Genomic DNA, 17,143 nt, shown 5'->3' with positions numbered 1-17,143 from the left:
GATGTTAGTTACTCTCTTTAAATTTTGGATCAATAATTTTATCTTCATTTAAAGTAGCTTAGAATTTACAACCAAGTTTAAGCAAATTATCACGGCTTATCTTAAGCGATTCAAATGGATCGCGCTGGCATACATCTTGTTCTACAGGGCACCAGTCAACGCCAATATCATTGCAAGCTTTTATAATATCTTTAAAGTTTAGATTACCCTCTCCGATCTCGGCCATTTCCATCTGATTGTCTTTTCCTATGACCATGTCTTTAAAGTGCACTATATTCATTCGACCTTTCATTTTATTTATAAGGTCTACTGGGTTTGCACCACCAGCCTGAACCCAATAGGTATCAATTTCAAAGTTGAAAGCTTTTGGGTCGGATTCCTCAAACAGTATATCCATCCCAGTTATGCCATCGAATTTCTTAAACTCAAAGTTATGGTTGTGATAAATCAGTTGTAAATCATTATCTAATAAGATTTTACCGTACTGCGATGCCTCTTTAGCAAATCTAGTTAATGAGGCCCTATCTACACGGTATTCATCTGGCATAGAACCTATTCCAACGTATTTACAATTCCAAAATTTATGCTGTTTTATTACTCCATCCATATCATTTTTTAACCTGTCAAAACCTATATGTGTGACGCAAATTTTTAATTCTTCTTTATCTGCAATTTCTTTGACATAGCCAAAATCAATAGGACCGATTCCTGATACTTGAATAGCGTTGTATCCCATTTTTTTAACTCTGCTAAATGTAACTGCAAGGTCTTCTGGTGTTTTAAGGAAGTCTCTTAATGTGTAAAGTTGAGCAGCGATAGTTATTTCTTTCATAGAATATCCCTCCAAATTTATTTGATATTGTTAAAACTACATCTTAAATTATTTATAAGTGTTTTTCAATTCAAATGTTTGACTCACAACGTTTTCTTTTTTAAAAGAAGAAGTGGAAATTTTTTCTTGAAGTTTTTCATAAAATAAATCCTCATTTATAGGAAGGTTAACCCAGTTATCAGTCCAAGAAGAGAGTAGCATGGCATTTGATAACGTAAGACCATTTATTCCTTCTTCTCCTGGAGCCAGTAGTTTACCACCATTTAATATAACATCTATCCAGTTTCTCATAATCCCTATATGTTGGAGATTTTCGCCATTTATTGGTACATTACATTGCCAGCATTCTGGTTTTGCGAAAGGACTATCACTTTCCATTTTTAATTTGCCATTCATAACTCTGTTACGCCAAAAGGTAAGCTTGTCATCCTCAATTACAATTTTGCCATTATCCCCAGTAATTTCAAAGCGATTTGTTCCGGGTGCTTCCCCAGTTGTAGTTACAAATACTCCGGTAGCTCCATTTTCATATTCAACGTAAGCGGTTACATCATCTTCGACTTCAATTTCATGATATTTACCAAAACTACAAAAGGCCCGTACCCGAATTGGCATTCCACATATCCACTGCCAAAGGTCTAATTGATGTGGATCTTGATTAAGGAGTACACCACCACCTTCACCTGACCATGTTGCACGCCAATCGCTGGAGTTATAATATTTTTGGCTACGGTACCAATTGGTTATTATCCAGTTTGTTCTTCTTATTTCACCTAGTTCTCCATTTTGGACTAAGTCTCTTAGTTTTTCATAGAGGGGATTAGTACGTTGATTGTACATAATTCCAAATATTTTATCACTTCTCGACGCTGCTTCGTTCATTTCTCTGACTTGCCTTGTGTATGCACCAGCAGGTTTTTCAGTAAGAACATGGAGTCCATTTTCAAAACATTCTATAGCGAGTGGTGAATGATCATAATGTGGAGTTGCAATAATTACTGCATCTATTACTTTTGATGTTAACATAGATGTTGCATCTTCAAACAAAAGTACATTGTCACCTATTGTATCCTTAGCCCATTTTATTCTTTCTGGGTTAATATCACAAATTGCAGTTAGAAGCGCTCCTGGAACCTTGTTATCTATTAAATTTTGCGCGTGGGAACTTCCCATATTGCCAATGCCTATTATTCCAATACGAATTTTTTTCATAAAATATGCCCTCCTTTAATGTTTTTAAAATCTATATTACAAGTAAATTAGTTATACTTATATTATAAATTAATAATATCTTATTATCTTTGTAATTCTTGCTTGAAACATTGCAAATATTGCTTTAAAATATTAAGGGGGGCGAGAAATATGAAGGATGAAAATTTTGTATATAAAGCAAACAAATTTTTACTAATACATAGTCACACGCAGGCGCCTGTAGATGTAGATACACATATTCATAACTGTTATGAATTATATTACTATATTTCTGGTGATCTTACTTATCATGTTGAGGGACAAGCTTATAAATTAAATAAAAACGACCTGATTATTACTAATTCTCGTGAATTACATAGAATAGTTTTTGATTCCAAGGCTCCATATGAGCGGAAATTTATACAATTTAAGCCTGAATATATATCTTCTTTTCAGAGTGAAGATTACAATATGTTAAGTTTTATACAAAATAGAAAACTTGGTCAATTTAATAAAATTAATGGAAAAGATGTAATCTCTAATAAGATTGATAAACTTTGGGACCAAATATCACAACATGCACGTGATAAGTCGCCTGAGAGTAATATTATGATAAAAGCTATTTTTGTACAAATGCTTATTGAGATAAATAAAATTTTTGCAAGTAATGTAAATGTACCTATAGATCATCTTGAATACGATGAAGTAATTATAGACATATTAAAATATATAAAGGAGAACCTACATAAAAAGATAACATTAGATTTATTAGAAAATGAATTTCATATTAACAAATATTACATATGCCATTTATTTAAAAAAAATACGGGATTTACAATTATAGAATATATAACATATAAAAGAATTATGAAAGCAGAAGAGCTTTTAATTTTAGGAAGACCGATAATTGAAATTGCCAGTGAAGTTGGGTTTGGTGACTATACTAATTTTTATAAGTCATTTAAAAAAATCATAGGTGTTTCTCCTAAGAAATATATGAACAGATAAACTACAGATGTTACCGCAAATGATGATTTAATGATATACTTGGAATGAAAATAATTAGAAATATACAGATATATTTATTATAATGGAGGAATTATTATGAAAACAAATGAATTACCTAAATATTTTAAAGAAATTGATAATGAGTTATGGTTTGAGGAAGTTGAAGTTGAGAAGAAAAATTTAAAAATAAGTTACAAAGTAAATAAATGTTTTTCATATTCTAAATCACCTTATCAAGAGGTAGCTTTAATTGATACTGATGCATTTGGTCCATGTTTAGTGCTTGATGGAGTAATGCAAACTACTTCTGCTGATGGGTTTATATATAATGAAATGATAACTCATATTCCAGTACTTACCCATCAAAATCCAAAAGATGTATTGGTAATTGGTGGAGGAGACTGTGGAGCAGTAAGGGAATTATCAAAATATAAAGAACTAATTACAATTGATATGGTAGAGCTTGACGAAATAGTAACAGTTGAAAGCATAAAATATCTTCCAGAAATAAGTGGAGGAGCAGATTTTGATAAAAGGGTTAATTTTAAATTTGGAGATGGAGTTGAATATGTAAAAAATACTGATATTAAGTATGACATAATCATGGTTGATTCACCGGATCCAGAAGGGCCTGCAAAGGACTTATTTGGAGAAGAATTCTATAAAAATGTAAAAAAATCTATGAAAGCCGATGGAGTTATGGTATGTCAAAGTGAATCGCCAATGATACATCGTAATATAATTGAGAACACTAGAAAGATATTAAAAAATAATTTTAAGATTGTAAAAACTTATATAGCATTTGTACCAACTTATCCAGGTGGATTATGGAGTTTTACAATGGCATCAGATGTTTATGATCCTATCAATATGGATGTAAATAAATTGCCACTTGAAACTCGTTATTTAACAAAGAAGATTGCAAAATCTTGTTTTGATCTTCCAAATTTCATAAGTGATTTAAAATAGTTGATTTTTTATAAAAGAAGACTGAAAAATATATATTTTTTAGTCTTCTTTTACTATCATTAATTTATGGAAAAGGGAATTCATGTAAAATAGAGGTGATTTACATTTAGTGTTGAATATAATCTAGTGGTAAGAGAAGTTTTAGAGGAGTTGTAAAACATGAGATATAAAGGCATAAAAATAAAAAATTCTCCTATGAATATAAAAATGTTTTTGACTATTATATTATTTTTTATTATACCACTTATTGTTATAGTGTTCATTTTTAACTTTTACATAATTAGCTACACTGAAAGGGAGATAAGTAAATCTGTTATCACCAACCTGAAAACGATTAAAAACATGAATGACATATTAGTTGAGTCAATATCAAGAGATATAATAAAATTTTCACTAAATACAGATTTATCTTCTTTAAATGGAATAGGAAATTATAATGATCTTAAAGGTAACGCTGATAACTTAATAAAACTTAATAGAATATCTAATAGTATAAGATCTATTAATAATTCTAATTTTAGATTGCATTCTATTTATATATATCAAGAATCTTCAGATTACATTATAACTTCTAATGAAGAAGGAATAGTAATGAAGAAGGATTTCATTGATAAGGGCTGGATATCCACATATAATGAGAGAAAAGATGAATCTAATGGCACCATATGGTTAAGTGGAAGGGATGTCGGTGGAGGAAATTTAGGTAATGATAGTTCTTCAGTTGGTGTAATAACTTTTTTATTACCATTAAAAAATGTGTCGTTAGACCTCGATGGAGTTATAGTAGTAAATGTGAAAGAAAAAGAATTAAGAAACCTTATAAATAATACAGAACTAAATAATAGTGGAAGCGTTTTTATTATGGGTAAAGATGGGCAGCTAATAACCCACATAGATAAAGAAATAACTTCTAATAATAATAATAATAATAATAATAATAATAATAATAATAATAAGGATAGTGATTATGTTCGTAAGGTGATAAGTTCACCTGAAGATAGTGGATATTTAATTCAAAAGATAAATGATAAGAAGCAAATTATAGCTTATAATAAAACTAAATTTAACAATTGGATTTATGTGGGGGTATTTTCACTAAATACCTTAATGAAAAATATAAATGCACTTAAGGCGAAAATCAGTATAATTTTATTCTTAATAGTAATTATTGGAATTATAATGTCATACTTTATTTCAAAAAAACTTTATCATCCACTAAGTACTCTTGTACAGGCAGTGAAAAAGTTAAAGGGTATTGATTTGCAGGATGGCGAAAATGAAATGGCATTACTCTCAAGAGCATTTTCTACAATTGAAAAGCAGGGAGACGATTTACAAGATATACTGGATAAAAATAAAATATCTGCAAAAGAAAAGTATCTAATGGACTTATTAAACGGTGATTTTGATACCTTTAATAGTAAGGAAAATATTAGTATAGATGAAAAAGTCATGGCTGAATCGGATTTGAAATATTACGTTTGTACAATTTTATCTATTGATAAATTAGAAAATTTCCTTCCCGTATATACTAAGGAGCAACAGTACTATATGAAAATACTTACAATGAAGGTTTGCGAAGAAGTACTTAGTACATCATATAAATGTGACAGCATCCTATATGATAAAAATAAAATGGTTATTATTTTAAGCTTCGATTGGAATGAAAATGATAATTCAAAGTTAACAGCAAATTTAAATGAAAGCTATCAAAACGTACAAGAAGAGATAGCAAAGGTTTTTGATAATACGGTTACCATTGCTATAGGAGGGTTCCATGCATGCAAAGTAGGAATTAAATCTTCGTTTGTTGAGGCTCTTGAGGCTATGAAGTATAAATTAGTATATGGTTATGGGAAGATTATTAATTGGGATGACGCAATATCAAGAGAAAATGAGTATTATTATCCAAGGAATATAGAAAAACACATAATGAATAATTTAAGTCTTGGTTTAAAGAAAGAAACGATGGACGCAGTTAAAGATTTAATAACAACAATTAGGAATAAGCGAAATATACTATCTGATAATATAATGCAAATTTTCATTCAATTGGTAGGGAATACTATAAAACAGCTTATGGATAATAATATTACAATTAGCGATATATTTGGTCATGATTGTAGTATATATCAAAGCATTTCTAGTAAAGAGACCTTAGATGAGATAGAACTTTGTCTTACTAATTTTTACACTGAAATACTTGATTATATGAAAAAAAATGAAATCAATGGAAAAGACCATTCGGATAAGGTTTTTGAATTTATAAAGTCTAATTTAAAAAACAATATTGATGTTACAGCTATTGCTGATTATTCAGGAATAAGTTATTCATACGTTAGAAAGATTGTAAAAGACAAATCTGGTAAATCTGTTGTAGATTATATTAACAGCCTGCGGATTGAACAATCGAAAAATCTACTTAAAGAAACTAATATGAGTATGGCAAGTATTGCATTAGAAATTGGATATAATAATTATCAGAGCTTTAACCGTTTCTTTCAGAAGTATGAGGGTATTACACCAGGTGAGTATAGACATGTTGGTTAGATAGTATTGGTTTAGCTAATAAATATCAATATTAACAATTTGTTATTAGAAAATTACGCTTTAATTAAATTAAAGCGTAATTTTTTTATTTTATAAATGTATATGATTACATCCTCTAGATAGAACGTTTGCTTAACCATTGTTAAAAATGAAAATGATAAGCTAAAGTAAATATATACAAATTTAAACCATTGAAATACAATGATAACGAAAACAAGAAACAAAATAATAAAACCTAAAAGGAGGAAGAAATGAGCAATAACGTACCTACACAAAATCAGGTAAAAGTGAAAAAACAACTTCGTACAAAAAATAATATGATGTTCTTCATTAAAAGAGATTTCGCTTTATATCTTATGTTTTTTATACCATTATGTTTTTTATTGGTGTTTTATTATGCCCCAATGTATGGTTTAATTATCGCATTTAAAGATTATGATGTAACAAGAGCTTTCTCAGAAAGTGCATGGATTGGACTGGATGCATTTAAAGAAGTATTCCATTCAAGTGACTTTTATCAGGTGCTTAGAAATACAATTGTCTTAAACTTTTTAGATTTAATTGTAGGTTTTCCTACTCCAATAATACTAGCAATACTGCTTAATGAAGTGAGATGCAAATGGTTTAAGAAAATATCACAAACTATTATGTACCTTCCACATTTTTTATCATGGATTATAATAGCAGGAATTTCGTATCAACTATTATCACCATCAACAGGACTTATGAACATTTTAATTAGACATCTTGGAGGTCAATCGGTACCTTTTTTAACAGAAAAGTGGCATTGGCTTGCTACATATAATGTAATTGGCGTTTGGCAAACTGCAGGATGGGGAACTATTATTTATTTAGCAGCTATTACTGGAATCAATAGTGAACTTTATGAGGCTGCTGGAATAGATGGAGCAGGTAGACTTAAAAAAATATGGCATATAAGTCTACCGGGAATTAGATCAACTATTATTGTAATGCTCATAATTACTCTAGGTAGAATCCTTGGAATAGGTCTTGAAAGGCCATATGCTATAGGTAATCCTATAGTTAGGGAATTCTCAGATGTAATTAGTACTTATGTTTACAGAGTAGGAATTCAGTCTCTAAGATTTAATATAGGTACTGCGGTTGGTTTGTTTCAATCCATTGTAGGATTAATTCTTGTACTGATAACTGATTCTATAGCTAAAAAATTTGGTGAAGATGGAATTCTATAATAAGTGGCATCCTATAATAGGATGAATTTTATAATAGATGGTATTTTATAAAATAAGGAGGAAAAAAATGATCTTAGGAAAAAATGATAAAATATTTGATATCTTAATATATACGATAATAGCCATTGTAGTATTCTTATGTATAATGCCATTTATTCATATTTTGGCCCTGTCATTTAGTTCAAGTGGAGCTGTTATCGCTCAAAAGGTAACACTATTTCCAGTAGGTTTCAATTTTGAAGCATATATTCGTGTTTTTACAGATCAAACAATGATACATTCTTTATTTTTGACAATTGGAATTACGATAGCATTCACAGTACTTGGAATGTTTCTAATTATATGTGCAGCATATCCATTGACTAAAAAAAGATTAAAAGGTAGAAAAATTATGTCTATGTTATGTATCTTTACTTTATATTTTAGTGGTGGACTTATCCCTAATTATTTGCTTATAAGCAAACTTAATTTGATGAATTCTCTATGGTCACTAATACTACCTTTAGCATTTAGTGCCTTTAATATGATAATCCTAAAGAACTTTTTCGTTGCAATACCAGAAAGTCTTGAGGAATCAGCCCATTTAGATGGGTGCTCGGATGTTGGGATTTTACTTAAAATAGTACTGCCTTTATCTACACCAGCACTTGCAACATTAGCACTCTTTTATGCAGTAGGAAGATGGAATACTTTTCAAGATGCACTTTTTTATATTACAAAACCTACATTGTATCCACTCCAACTTAAACTTAATATGATTGTTTCTGCAAGTGCATCAAGTGAGAGTTTTGGAGAGTCAGGAAATGGAGCGCAATTAGTTCCAGAAGTTTTAAAATCTGCATCTGTTATATTTGCAACAGTTCCAATACTTATTATTTATCCTTTTTTACAAAAGTATTTTGTATCAGGAGTTATGGTAGGTGCAGTAAAAGGTTAATAGTATTCTACTTCACTAGTTACTTAATAGTATAATTAGTTAATAGTAATTAGGATAAGTAGTTTATATATATAAACATAATATAAAAAGAGGGGGATATATCAATGAAAAAGTCAATGATAAAACTTGGTTGCTTAACTCTTATGTCGGCACTTATGGTATCAAGTCTAGCTGGCTGTAAAGCGAAAGTTAAAGAAACAACGGTGGATTCCAATGCTGCGTATTCAGGAAGGTTTGAGAAAACTTTAGAAATAAAATTACCGGTTTATGACAGAGGTGTTCAAGGCGAGGCTGCTGTTGACAACAATTACTGGACAAAGTGGATGGCTGAAAAGGCTCTTAAAGATATTAATGTTAAGGTAACATATGTTCCAATCCCAAGGAATCAGGATGTAGACAAGTTTAATTTACTACTTGCTGCAAATGACGCACCAGATGTTATATTTAGTTACGATTATCCTGTAATATCATCATTTACATCTCGTGGAGCATTTCAGGAGATAAAACCCGAGATGCTAACCAAATACGGTCCTAACTTAAAAAAATACCTTGGTGATGAATTATTAGCATATGGAAAAATTGATGGAAAACAAATGTTAATCCCTGCTAAAAGACCTATGATGGGTGATTATTCAAGTACAATAAGAAAAGATTGGCTTGAAAAAGTTGGAATGAAAGCTCCAACTACTAATGACGAATTATATGCAGTATTAAAGGCATTTAAAACTCAAGATCCAGGTGGAGTTGGTAAAGATAAAGTTATTCCTATGGCAATGTCAGGATTCGGAAATAATTCACAAAGTACTCCATATTGGTCATTTTTGGATGACAAAATATCAGATAGAGATTTTGCTATATACTCTGATCTTATAGTCACTCCTTTAACTTGGGAACCAGCAAAAAAAGCATTGCAAATGTTAAACAAATTTTATAATGAAGGTCTAGTTAGCCCAGAATTTGCTTTGGATGCTGACGGTAAAAAGGCAGAAGCTGCTATATCTAATGCTCAAGTTGGGATATTCTCACAACGTATATCTAAAAGTCCTCCGATTTTTGAAACTTTACTTAAAAACGCGCCAGCAGCTAAATTTGAAGCTATGCCTGGATTGGTTCAAACAGCTGGAAATGAGGCAAAAGCATATGGATATTATCCTTATGGTATGCTAAGTGGTATAAATAAGAATGCTGAAAATCCAGAAGCTGTTATAGCATACTATGATTGGATGAGTAAAACAGAAAATTTAACTTCTTTAGAGAATGGTATTGAAGGAAAAACGTTTAAAACGGTAGATGGATTGCCTGTAATGGACAGTACTTATAAAGGTGCAGAAAAGTTAATATTAAATACAAATAGAGATTACCTTTGTATTTTAGCATCTGACAGAGATACAGGTGATGATGCAAAAAATATAAAAATCAAATCTTTATCTGATGCCCCAACTGGTTTTGAAAAATACTTTATTGAAAATTATAATGCATCACTAAAAGCTATGAATACAAATAATTTCACGTTTACATCACCAGTTACTTCATTAACTAAAAGTTCAAATACTCTAAAAGCTAAATATCAAGAGTATGGAATAAAATTAATTATGTGTAAACCAGATGAATTTGAGGTTCTTTATAAAACATATTCAAAAGAGTATCTAAGCAGTGGTTACCAAGAGATAATTGATGAAAAAGCAAAACTATATGATGCACAAATTGCAAAAAAATAAAATTAAAAGCATGTGAATATTTGAATTTAATTCAGCAGTTATTAAAACAAGAGTGGCTTTTGACCTTGAATTTGGGATAAAAGTCACTCTTTATTTATTGGGAGAAAATAATGTCTTGTAAACTTAATAAAAATTTAATAATTTCTTAACTCCAATATATAGTAAAGTGCTGATAACATTGATTTTATGGAGTTAAGCGATAGTTAAAGATGTTGTTAAATTTAATTAAATATAACAACATCTTTTTAAAATTGGTATTAGAGACGAGAACTAAGTTCAAATGTAACTTATTGTCTTTGGAAAGTGTGAAAGATAATGTATACTAGGGTGGAAAGGCAAAAATAGTTGTTAATTAAAAAGCATATATTAATTGAAAAGCATATATATAGGAGGAAAACAAATGAAGAATACTGTAAAAGTTGTGATAAGTCTATCTGTAGTAGTACTACTAGTTATAATCTTAAGTATATATAAAATAATTTCATCACCGCCAGCAACATCCAAAGATGCAACAGGGTCACCTGAGCAGGTGGCTGACAAAAGGATAACAGATGCAAAAATAGTGGCTGATAAAAAAGTTGCAGATGCCAAAGTAGCAGCAGATAAAATAATAGCGGATACAAAAGCAGTCCAAGCTAAAAAAGCAGCTGAGTTGAAAGCAAAAGAACTAAAAGAACAAAAGGCACAAGAGCTTAAGGCGAGTGAGGCTAAAAAAGTAGCAGATGCAAAGGCTCAAAGTGAACAATCTAAAGAAGTAGGATATATAGACTATAAGAACGAAAAATTTTCATATTCAATTACATACCCTGATAATCTTACAATAGGTACTGCAACTACGAATGGAAGTGTACTAGAGTCAAATGATGGAATGGTAAGCTTACAACTATATGGATCTAACAACGAGGCAAATGAGACTATTGATTCAATATATAATAAAGCAATTAAAAATAATAACATGTATTATAAGGTTAAATCTGGGAATTGGTTTGTTATATCTTATACAGAAGGCAATGAAATAGTATATCAGAAAAAATTTGTAGGGAAAGCATCAACTAATACATTTATTTTTAAATTTCCAGCTAATGAAAAAGCTAAATATACAAGCGTTGTGGATAAGTTAGAAAAAAGTTTTAAGACTTCTTCTACTAATAGTAGTCATTAATGCTTGATGACAAAGAAGAAATGAAAACTTCATATAATAATAATTTATAATATTAGAAATAATATCATAAATAAAGAATGCAAATAGATTTGTTTTATAAATTTATTTGTATTTTTTTATGTTATAAATAATGGTATGATAATATCAATACTATTTGAAATGAGGTTTAATATGAAGAAAAAAATTGCTGCATTAGTTTTTGCAATATTGTTTATTATTACTGCTTTTCCTTCGAAAGCAATTGCTTCTGCTGAACATAAAAATAGAGTATTGTTTATAAGTTCTTATAATTCGTCTTTCCCAATTTTTTTTCAGCAAATAGAGGGAATTAAATCCGTTTTGACAGATCAAAATTCTATAATTGATTTAGAATTTATGGATAGTAAAAGATATTTTCAAGATGAGAATATCAATAATTTCTATAATTCAATAAAATATAAAATGAAAAATAATACAGAAAAATATAATGCAATTATAGTAGCAGATGATAATGCCTATGATTTTGCTTTGAAATATCAAAATGATCTTTTTAATGGAATTCCTATTGTTTTCTTTGGCGTTAATGATGTACAGAAGGCTATAGGATCAAAGAGTAAACCACTAATTACAGGGGTAGCTGAAGCTGTTTCAGTTAGTGATACCCTAAATGTTGCCATAAAGATAAATCCAAAGGCGACAAAAATTGTAGCTATAGGAGACTCTACTGAAACTAGCATTCAGGATGTGAAGAGTTTTTATGATGAAGAAAAGAATTTTAGTAAATTTAAATTTTCAGATATAAATTTAGGGAATTTAACTACAAATGACTTTAAGAGTAGGTTAAAGGAGATAGATGATAGTACAATCGTAGTTTTTATAGCTGCATTTAGGGATATAAATGGGAGCTCAATTGACTTTGAAACAGGAGTAAAGCTTGTTTATGATAATTGTAGACAACCCTTATTTGATTTATATCTTCATGGAATTGGAAGCGGTCTCTTAGGCGGAAAGGTTGTTAGTCATATAGAGCAAGGTAAAATTGGTGCTGAAATGGTGGAAAAAATATTTTCAGGAATTTCATTTAACTTGATACCTGTAATTGATAAAAGCCCAAATAAGTATATATTTGATTATAATCAACTTGAAAAATTTAATATAAATCAAAGTTTATTGCCCAGCGGAAGTTTAATAATAAATGAAAAAGTATCTTTTTATAATTTGTATAAAAATTATATATGGTCCATTTTAAGCATTTTTACTGTTATGATATTTTTTATAATATACCTATTGACTAATATTAAATCTAGAAAAAAAGCTCAAAGAGATTTAATAGAAGCCAATTGTTCTCTAGGAGCTACTTATGAAGAATTAGAAGCATCAGCAGAGGAATTAAGGGCACAATTCGATGAAATACAGCTGCAAGATAAAATATTAGTTCATGCTAAGGAAAGTTATAGGTTAATATGCGAGGCAAGTACTGGTGGAACTTGGGATTTTGATTTAATAACAAACGTTAGAGTATTTACGAATAGCTGGTATGCTGAGTATGGATTTTTAGAAAATGACTTTATAAATATTGAAAGTTGGAAGTCCCATATACATCCAGAGGATAAAAAGGTATTTTCAAGTTATCAAAAATTAATTAAAGAAAGTTATAATGAAAAATATTCATGTGAGTATAGAATTGCAGCTAATAATCGAGATTATAGATATTTTGCAGAAAAGTCCATAGTTGCTCGTGATAAAAATGATAAAATTGTACGTATTGCAGGATCACATACAGATATAACAGAGAGAAAACTTCAGGATATTAAAATAAAGAAATTAGCATATCATGATATTTTGACAAATCTACCTAACCGAACATATTTAAATGAAAAGTTAAAAGATGAACTACTTAACATTAAAAAGAATTCCTTTGGTGGAGCAATTATATTTATAGGACTTGATAATTTCAGTCTTATAAATGAGTTTTTCGGGCATGAAACTGGGGACAAGGTGCTTATATATCTAAGCAATAAACTAAATAAGATATTTGAAAACTTAAATGAGGTGTTTGTATCTAAATTTAGTGGTGACGAATATGTAGTTCTTATAGAAAAATTAAATTCAGATGATTTAGCTAGGGGTTATATTAAAACAATTTTAGAGGCATTCGATGAAAAAATAGTAATTGAAGATAATGAACTCTATGTAACCATTAGTATGGGAATAGTTATATTTCCAAAGGATGGGGTCACAGCGGAGCAACTTCTTAAGAATGCCGATACTGCATTACATAAGGCAAAAGAATTAGGAAAGAACCGCTTCATGTATTTTGATAACTCAATGAGTGATAGCATTGAAAACAAAATGTTGCTTCAAAGTAGTATAAAAAAAGCACTAGAAAATAGTGAATTTGTTTTATACTATCAACCACAGATAGATGTTTTAACTAATGAGTTATGTGGTTATGAAGCACTAGTAAGGTGGATAAGCCCGAAATATGGTTTTATTGCGCCAGATAAATTTATAAAACTTGCAGAAGAAAATGGAACAATTGTGGATTTGGGTAGATGGGTACTTAAACAAGCATGTGAATTTTGCACTAAAATTAACATTGATGAGAAAGACAATATTGTTATTTCAGTGAATGTTTCACCAATTGAACTTATGCAATATGAATTTGTTGATAATGTGAAAAACATTATAACAAGTAGTGGGGTTTCACCAAGACTAATTGAAATTGAAATTACGGAATCTTCATTAATGGAGTCTTTTGAGGTTAGTATAGAAAAACTTAATCAACTAAAGGAATTTGGTTTAAGTATCGCTATTGATGATTTTGGTACAGGCTATTCATCATTAAAATATTTAAATTTATTGCCAATAGATGTGCTGAAAATAGATAAATCATTTGTGGATGATATTGCAATTAATAATGCAGATAAGAACTTTATTGATCTTATTATTGTACTTGCACATAGGATAGGACTTAAGGTTGTAGCGGAAGGCGTTGAGACTGAAATTCAGAGATCTGTACTTAAATCGCAAGGATGTGATATATTTCAGGGATATATCTTTAGTAAGCCAATGCCTGAACTTAATGCTATTGAATATAAAAAAATAAAAAATGAATAATAAATTACTATTAAAAAAATACTATCTTTAGATATAAAAATTAGGGAGGTAGTAAAATGAGTAGAAGGACATTAGTACCTGGTGCTGCTGGAAAACTTGAAAAATTCAAGATGGAAGTAGCAGAGGATATGGCACTAGATAACGTTGCAAGCAGAAATGTAAATATGGGAGATGTGCCTAGTAACGAAGTAAATAGAATAAGAAATTCAGGAAATATAGGTGGAGAAATGGTAAGAAGAATGGTTGAGGCTGCAGAAAAGAATATGGTTAATGGTAATAAATAAAAATATAGTAAAAAACTAAGCAAAGATATCTCTGCTTAGTTTTTTTACTATTCGTAAATTTTTTCTATAATAACGTCATAATTACCTTCAGGAGCTACAACAGTGCACTTTTCTCCAAGAGCTTTTTTATATATCGCTATTCCTAGTGGTGATTCAATACTAATGTTCATTAGCTCTGGGTTTGTCTCTACGGTAGATACTAAACGTATTTTCTCAATATCATCTGTATCAAGAAATTTAATATCAGCCTGACCACCAAGACCTAATTGGTCATCACTACTGAAGTCGTCTACTACTGTAGAGTTTCTAAGCAATTCTTGAACAGCAATTATTCTATCATTATTGGTTGCTTCCTCATCTTTAGCCGCATCATATTCTGCATTCTCACTTAAATCGCCATGGCCCTTGGCTTCCTTAATAGCAGCTGTTATTTCTCTTCTTTTTTCTCCCGTGCGTAATTTTAATTCATCCTCAAGCTTTATTACTCCACTAGGTGTTAATATTGTACTTTTCATAGTTTAGTCACTCCTAACAAATTTTCCTTATATTAAGTTGCTCTCTTTATTCAAATAAATATTACATATTAAAATTACTTAAATGTAGAGAATACGATAAAGAATTATTATATCACATTCTTAGAGGAAATATTAAATGAGATAGCGAACTTAATACAATTTTTATATATTTAATCTAAAAATGACTTTTATTAGGATGTTATTTGAAAGTATTATATAAAAGTTTTATTAAGAATCAAATTATTCGGAAATAGGGAACCAACCTGGTGTACTTGTAATAACATTCCAAAGTGGGTTTGGTATATCTAAAGATTCAACATGACTTATATTTAAACTAGTTCGTATTTCTGAGATTTTCCCACTTTGAATTTTTTCTACCCAATTTGGTTCCATGATTATCTCTCGGCCAAGGGATATGAATTCAACACCACTGTCAAGTGCCTTAATAGCATCTTCTGGTGAATGGATTGAACCTACACCAATAAAAGGTACCCTGCCGTGAATTTGATTAAGAATTTTGCAAATAATAGGTTTAGTGTTTGTGGCATCTCTCATGGAACTTTGCCAAAAATCCATTATTGAACTATGAAGGTAAGTTAGCCCTTGGTTTGCTAATACGTCTATAAATGAAAGCGAATCTTCTAAAGTTATGCCAATACTTTCAGTTTCCTCTGGTGAAAAACGATATCCGATTATAAAGTCCTTATGACCATTTTCTTTTACTGTTTTTTTTACTTCGTCAATTATAGCTAATGGGAAATTCATTCTTTTTTCTAAATTTCCACCCCAAATATCATCTCTACGGTTAGAATGAGGAGAAAAGAATTGTTGCAATAGATATGTGTTGGCGCCATGAATTTCTACACCATCAAAACCTGCATCTATTGCTAATTTTGATGTTTCACCAAACGCTTTGATTATATCTTGAATTTCTATTTCTGTCATTTCCCTAGGTGTTGTAGCTCCTGGCCTTTCTGGTGCTATTGCACTAGCACTAATAGTCTGGCCACCTGGAATTTCTCCTGGAATTGCCATTCTACCTCCATGAAATATTTGAAGAATTGCTAAGGCACCTTCTCCTTTTATAGTTTGAGCTAGTTTTTTTAGCCCTGGTAAAAAACTATTATTATAGGCCGCAAATTGGCCTTGAAATCCTTTGCCTGATTCTCTTACATAGGTAGCTGCGGTTATCACCATACCAACTCCTTTGGACCTTGCTTTATAATAACTTAATTCTGCCTCAGATACTGTTCCGTCTGCGTTTCCAGAAAAAGTAGTCATGGGTGCCATAACTATAGGGTTTCTAACAATTATTGATGAACCTAATGTTCTAGGTTTAAGTAATTTATCGATTTTCAATATAATCTCTTCCTTTCAAAATAAATTTTTCATATATATAAATTAGTAATTATTTGTAAAAACTTTATGACTACTAATACTATGTATAAGTTTTGATTTTTATTGTAATATATTATATTTTTATAATACTATATTTTATTATCTTTGTAAACAGTAATGGTTATTAAATGATAATTACTCGAGAATAGCTAATTTTATATACGGTAGATAACGGTTGATAATGGTAAGTAGCATGTATAAAGGTATACATAAGAAAAATTCTTAAATATGCCTATATATCTGGGTTGTCTCGCATAGAATTTAAA

Annotated in this window: 13 protein-coding genes; 9 read left to right on the top strand and 4 right to left on the bottom strand. The window is 30.0% G+C overall.

Annotation, left to right across the window (positions count from 1 at the left end; genetic code table 11):
- Positions 1 to 58: 58 nt before the first annotated feature.
- Positions 59 to 832 (bottom strand): sugar phosphate isomerase/epimerase family protein, encoded by a 774-nt coding sequence (locus tag KPL55_RS16760; protein ID WP_216307891.1) that lies wholly within the window; start codon positions 830 to 832, stop codon positions 59 to 61.
- A gap of 48 nt (positions 833 to 880) precedes the next feature.
- Positions 881 to 2,044 (bottom strand): Gfo/Idh/MocA family protein, encoded by a 1,164-nt coding sequence (locus tag KPL55_RS16755; protein ID WP_216307890.1) that lies wholly within the window; start codon positions 2,042 to 2,044, stop codon positions 881 to 883.
- 150 nt (positions 2,045 to 2,194) lie between these two features.
- On the opposite strand from KPL55_RS16755, the gene KPL55_RS16750 reads away from it, so the two are divergent.
- The 9 genes from KPL55_RS16750 to KPL55_RS16710 all read left to right on the top strand — a co-directional run bounded on the left by KPL55_RS16750 (position 2,195) and on the right by KPL55_RS16710 (position 14,964).
- Complete coding sequence (locus KPL55_RS16750; protein WP_216307889.1) at positions 2,195 to 3,031, top strand: AraC family transcriptional regulator; 837 nt, start codon at positions 2,195 to 2,197, stop codon at positions 3,029 to 3,031.
- Positions 3,032 to 3,127: 96 nt separating this feature from the next.
- Positions 3,128 to 4,000 carry a polyamine aminopropyltransferase gene (gene speE, locus KPL55_RS16745; protein ID WP_216307888.1) on the top strand — a complete coding sequence of 291 codons (873 nt, stop codon included), beginning with the start codon at positions 3,128 to 3,130 and terminating at the stop codon, positions 3,998 to 4,000.
- 342 nt (positions 4,001 to 4,342) lie between these two features.
- Positions 4,343 to 6,550, top strand: coding sequence for an AraC family transcriptional regulator (locus tag KPL55_RS16740; protein WP_216307887.1), 2,208 nt, complete (start codon positions 4,343 to 4,345; stop codon positions 6,548 to 6,550).
- Positions 6,551 to 6,801: 251 nt separating this feature from the next.
- Entirely contained in the window at positions 6,802 to 7,764 is a 963-nt protein-coding gene (locus KPL55_RS16735; RefSeq protein WP_246599574.1) for an ABC transporter permease, read from the top strand.
- Positions 7,765 to 7,831: 67 nt separating this feature from the next.
- Positions 7,832 to 8,701: a carbohydrate ABC transporter permease gene (locus tag KPL55_RS16730; protein ID WP_216307886.1), complete on the top strand. Its 870-nt coding sequence runs from the start codon at positions 7,832 to 7,834 to the stop codon at positions 8,699 to 8,701.
- Positions 8,702 to 8,805: 104 nt separating this feature from the next.
- On the top strand, positions 8,806 to 10,419 hold the full coding sequence (locus KPL55_RS16725) for an extracellular solute-binding protein (protein WP_216307885.1): 1,614 nt from the start codon (positions 8,806 to 8,808) through the stop codon (positions 10,417 to 10,419).
- A 400-nt stretch (positions 10,420 to 10,819) separates the two neighbouring features.
- Positions 10,820 to 11,581 carry a hypothetical protein gene (locus tag KPL55_RS16720; protein ID WP_216307884.1) on the top strand — a complete coding sequence of 254 codons (762 nt, stop codon included), beginning with the start codon at positions 10,820 to 10,822 and terminating at the stop codon, positions 11,579 to 11,581.
- Positions 11,582 to 11,752: 171 nt separating this feature from the next.
- A complete protein-coding gene (locus tag KPL55_RS16715) occupies positions 11,753 to 14,680 on the top strand; it encodes an ABC transporter substrate binding protein (protein WP_216307883.1) in 2,928 nt (975 codons plus the stop codon).
- 56 nt (positions 14,681 to 14,736) lie between these two features.
- Positions 14,737 to 14,964, top strand: coding sequence for an alpha/beta-type small acid-soluble spore protein (locus KPL55_RS16710; protein ID WP_216307882.1), 228 nt, complete (start codon positions 14,737 to 14,739; stop codon positions 14,962 to 14,964).
- Between the two features lie 47 nt (positions 14,965 to 15,011).
- Here the strand turns inward: KPL55_RS16710 and KPL55_RS16705 are convergent, their stop codons facing one another.
- Both KPL55_RS16705 and KPL55_RS16700 read right to left on the bottom strand, forming a co-directional pair.
- Positions 15,012 to 15,479, bottom strand: a complete 468-nt coding sequence (locus KPL55_RS16705; RefSeq protein WP_216307881.1) for a GreA/GreB family elongation factor — start codon at positions 15,477 to 15,479, stop codon at positions 15,012 to 15,014.
- 240 nt (positions 15,480 to 15,719) lie between these two features.
- The gene (locus KPL55_RS16700) at positions 15,720 to 16,838 is read right to left on the bottom strand and encodes an NADH-dependent flavin oxidoreductase (protein WP_216307880.1); all 1,119 of its coding nucleotides are present in this window, start codon (positions 16,836 to 16,838) and stop codon (positions 15,720 to 15,722) included.
- Between the last annotated feature and the right edge of the window lie 305 nt (positions 16,839 to 17,143).

This window comes from Clostridium lacusfryxellense (assembly GCF_018861735.1).
Lineage (GTDB): Bacteria > Bacillota > Clostridia > Clostridiales > Clostridiaceae > Clostridium_AD > Clostridium_AD lacusfryxellense.
This window is presented reverse-complemented; position numbering and strand designations above follow the sequence as displayed.

Bases quoted from the DNA above. Each gene is read 5' to 3' on its own strand.
- KPL55_RS16760 (WP_216307891.1), bottom strand. From the start codon at position 832: ATGAAAGAAATAACTATCGCTGCTCAACTTTACACATTAAGAGACTTC.
- KPL55_RS16755 (WP_216307890.1), bottom strand. From the start codon at position 2,044: ATGAAAAAAATTCGTATTGGAATAATAGGCATTGGCAATATGGGAAGT.
- KPL55_RS16750 (WP_216307889.1), top strand. From the start codon at position 2,195: ATGAAGGATGAAAATTTTGTATATAAAGCAAACAAATTTTTACTAATA.
- speE (WP_216307888.1), top strand. From the start codon at position 3,128: ATGAAAACAAATGAATTACCTAAATATTTTAAAGAAATTGATAATGAG.
- KPL55_RS16740 (WP_216307887.1), top strand. From the start codon at position 4,343: ATGAATGACATATTAGTTGAGTCAATATCAAGAGATATAATAAAATTT.
- KPL55_RS16735 (WP_246599574.1), top strand. From the start codon at position 6,802: ATGAGCAATAACGTACCTACACAAAATCAGGTAAAAGTGAAAAAACAA.
- KPL55_RS16730 (WP_216307886.1), top strand. From the start codon at position 7,832: ATGATCTTAGGAAAAAATGATAAAATATTTGATATCTTAATATATACG.
- KPL55_RS16725 (WP_216307885.1), top strand. From the start codon at position 8,806: ATGAAAAAGTCAATGATAAAACTTGGTTGCTTAACTCTTATGTCGGCA.
- KPL55_RS16720 (WP_216307884.1), top strand. From the start codon at position 10,820: ATGAAGAATACTGTAAAAGTTGTGATAAGTCTATCTGTAGTAGTACTA.
- KPL55_RS16715 (WP_216307883.1), top strand. From the start codon at position 11,753: ATGAAGAAAAAAATTGCTGCATTAGTTTTTGCAATATTGTTTATTATT.
- KPL55_RS16710 (WP_216307882.1), top strand. From the start codon at position 14,737: ATGAGTAGAAGGACATTAGTACCTGGTGCTGCTGGAAAACTTGAAAAA.
- KPL55_RS16705 (WP_216307881.1), bottom strand. From the start codon at position 15,479: ATGAAAAGTACAATATTAACACCTAGTGGAGTAATAAAGCTTGAGGAT.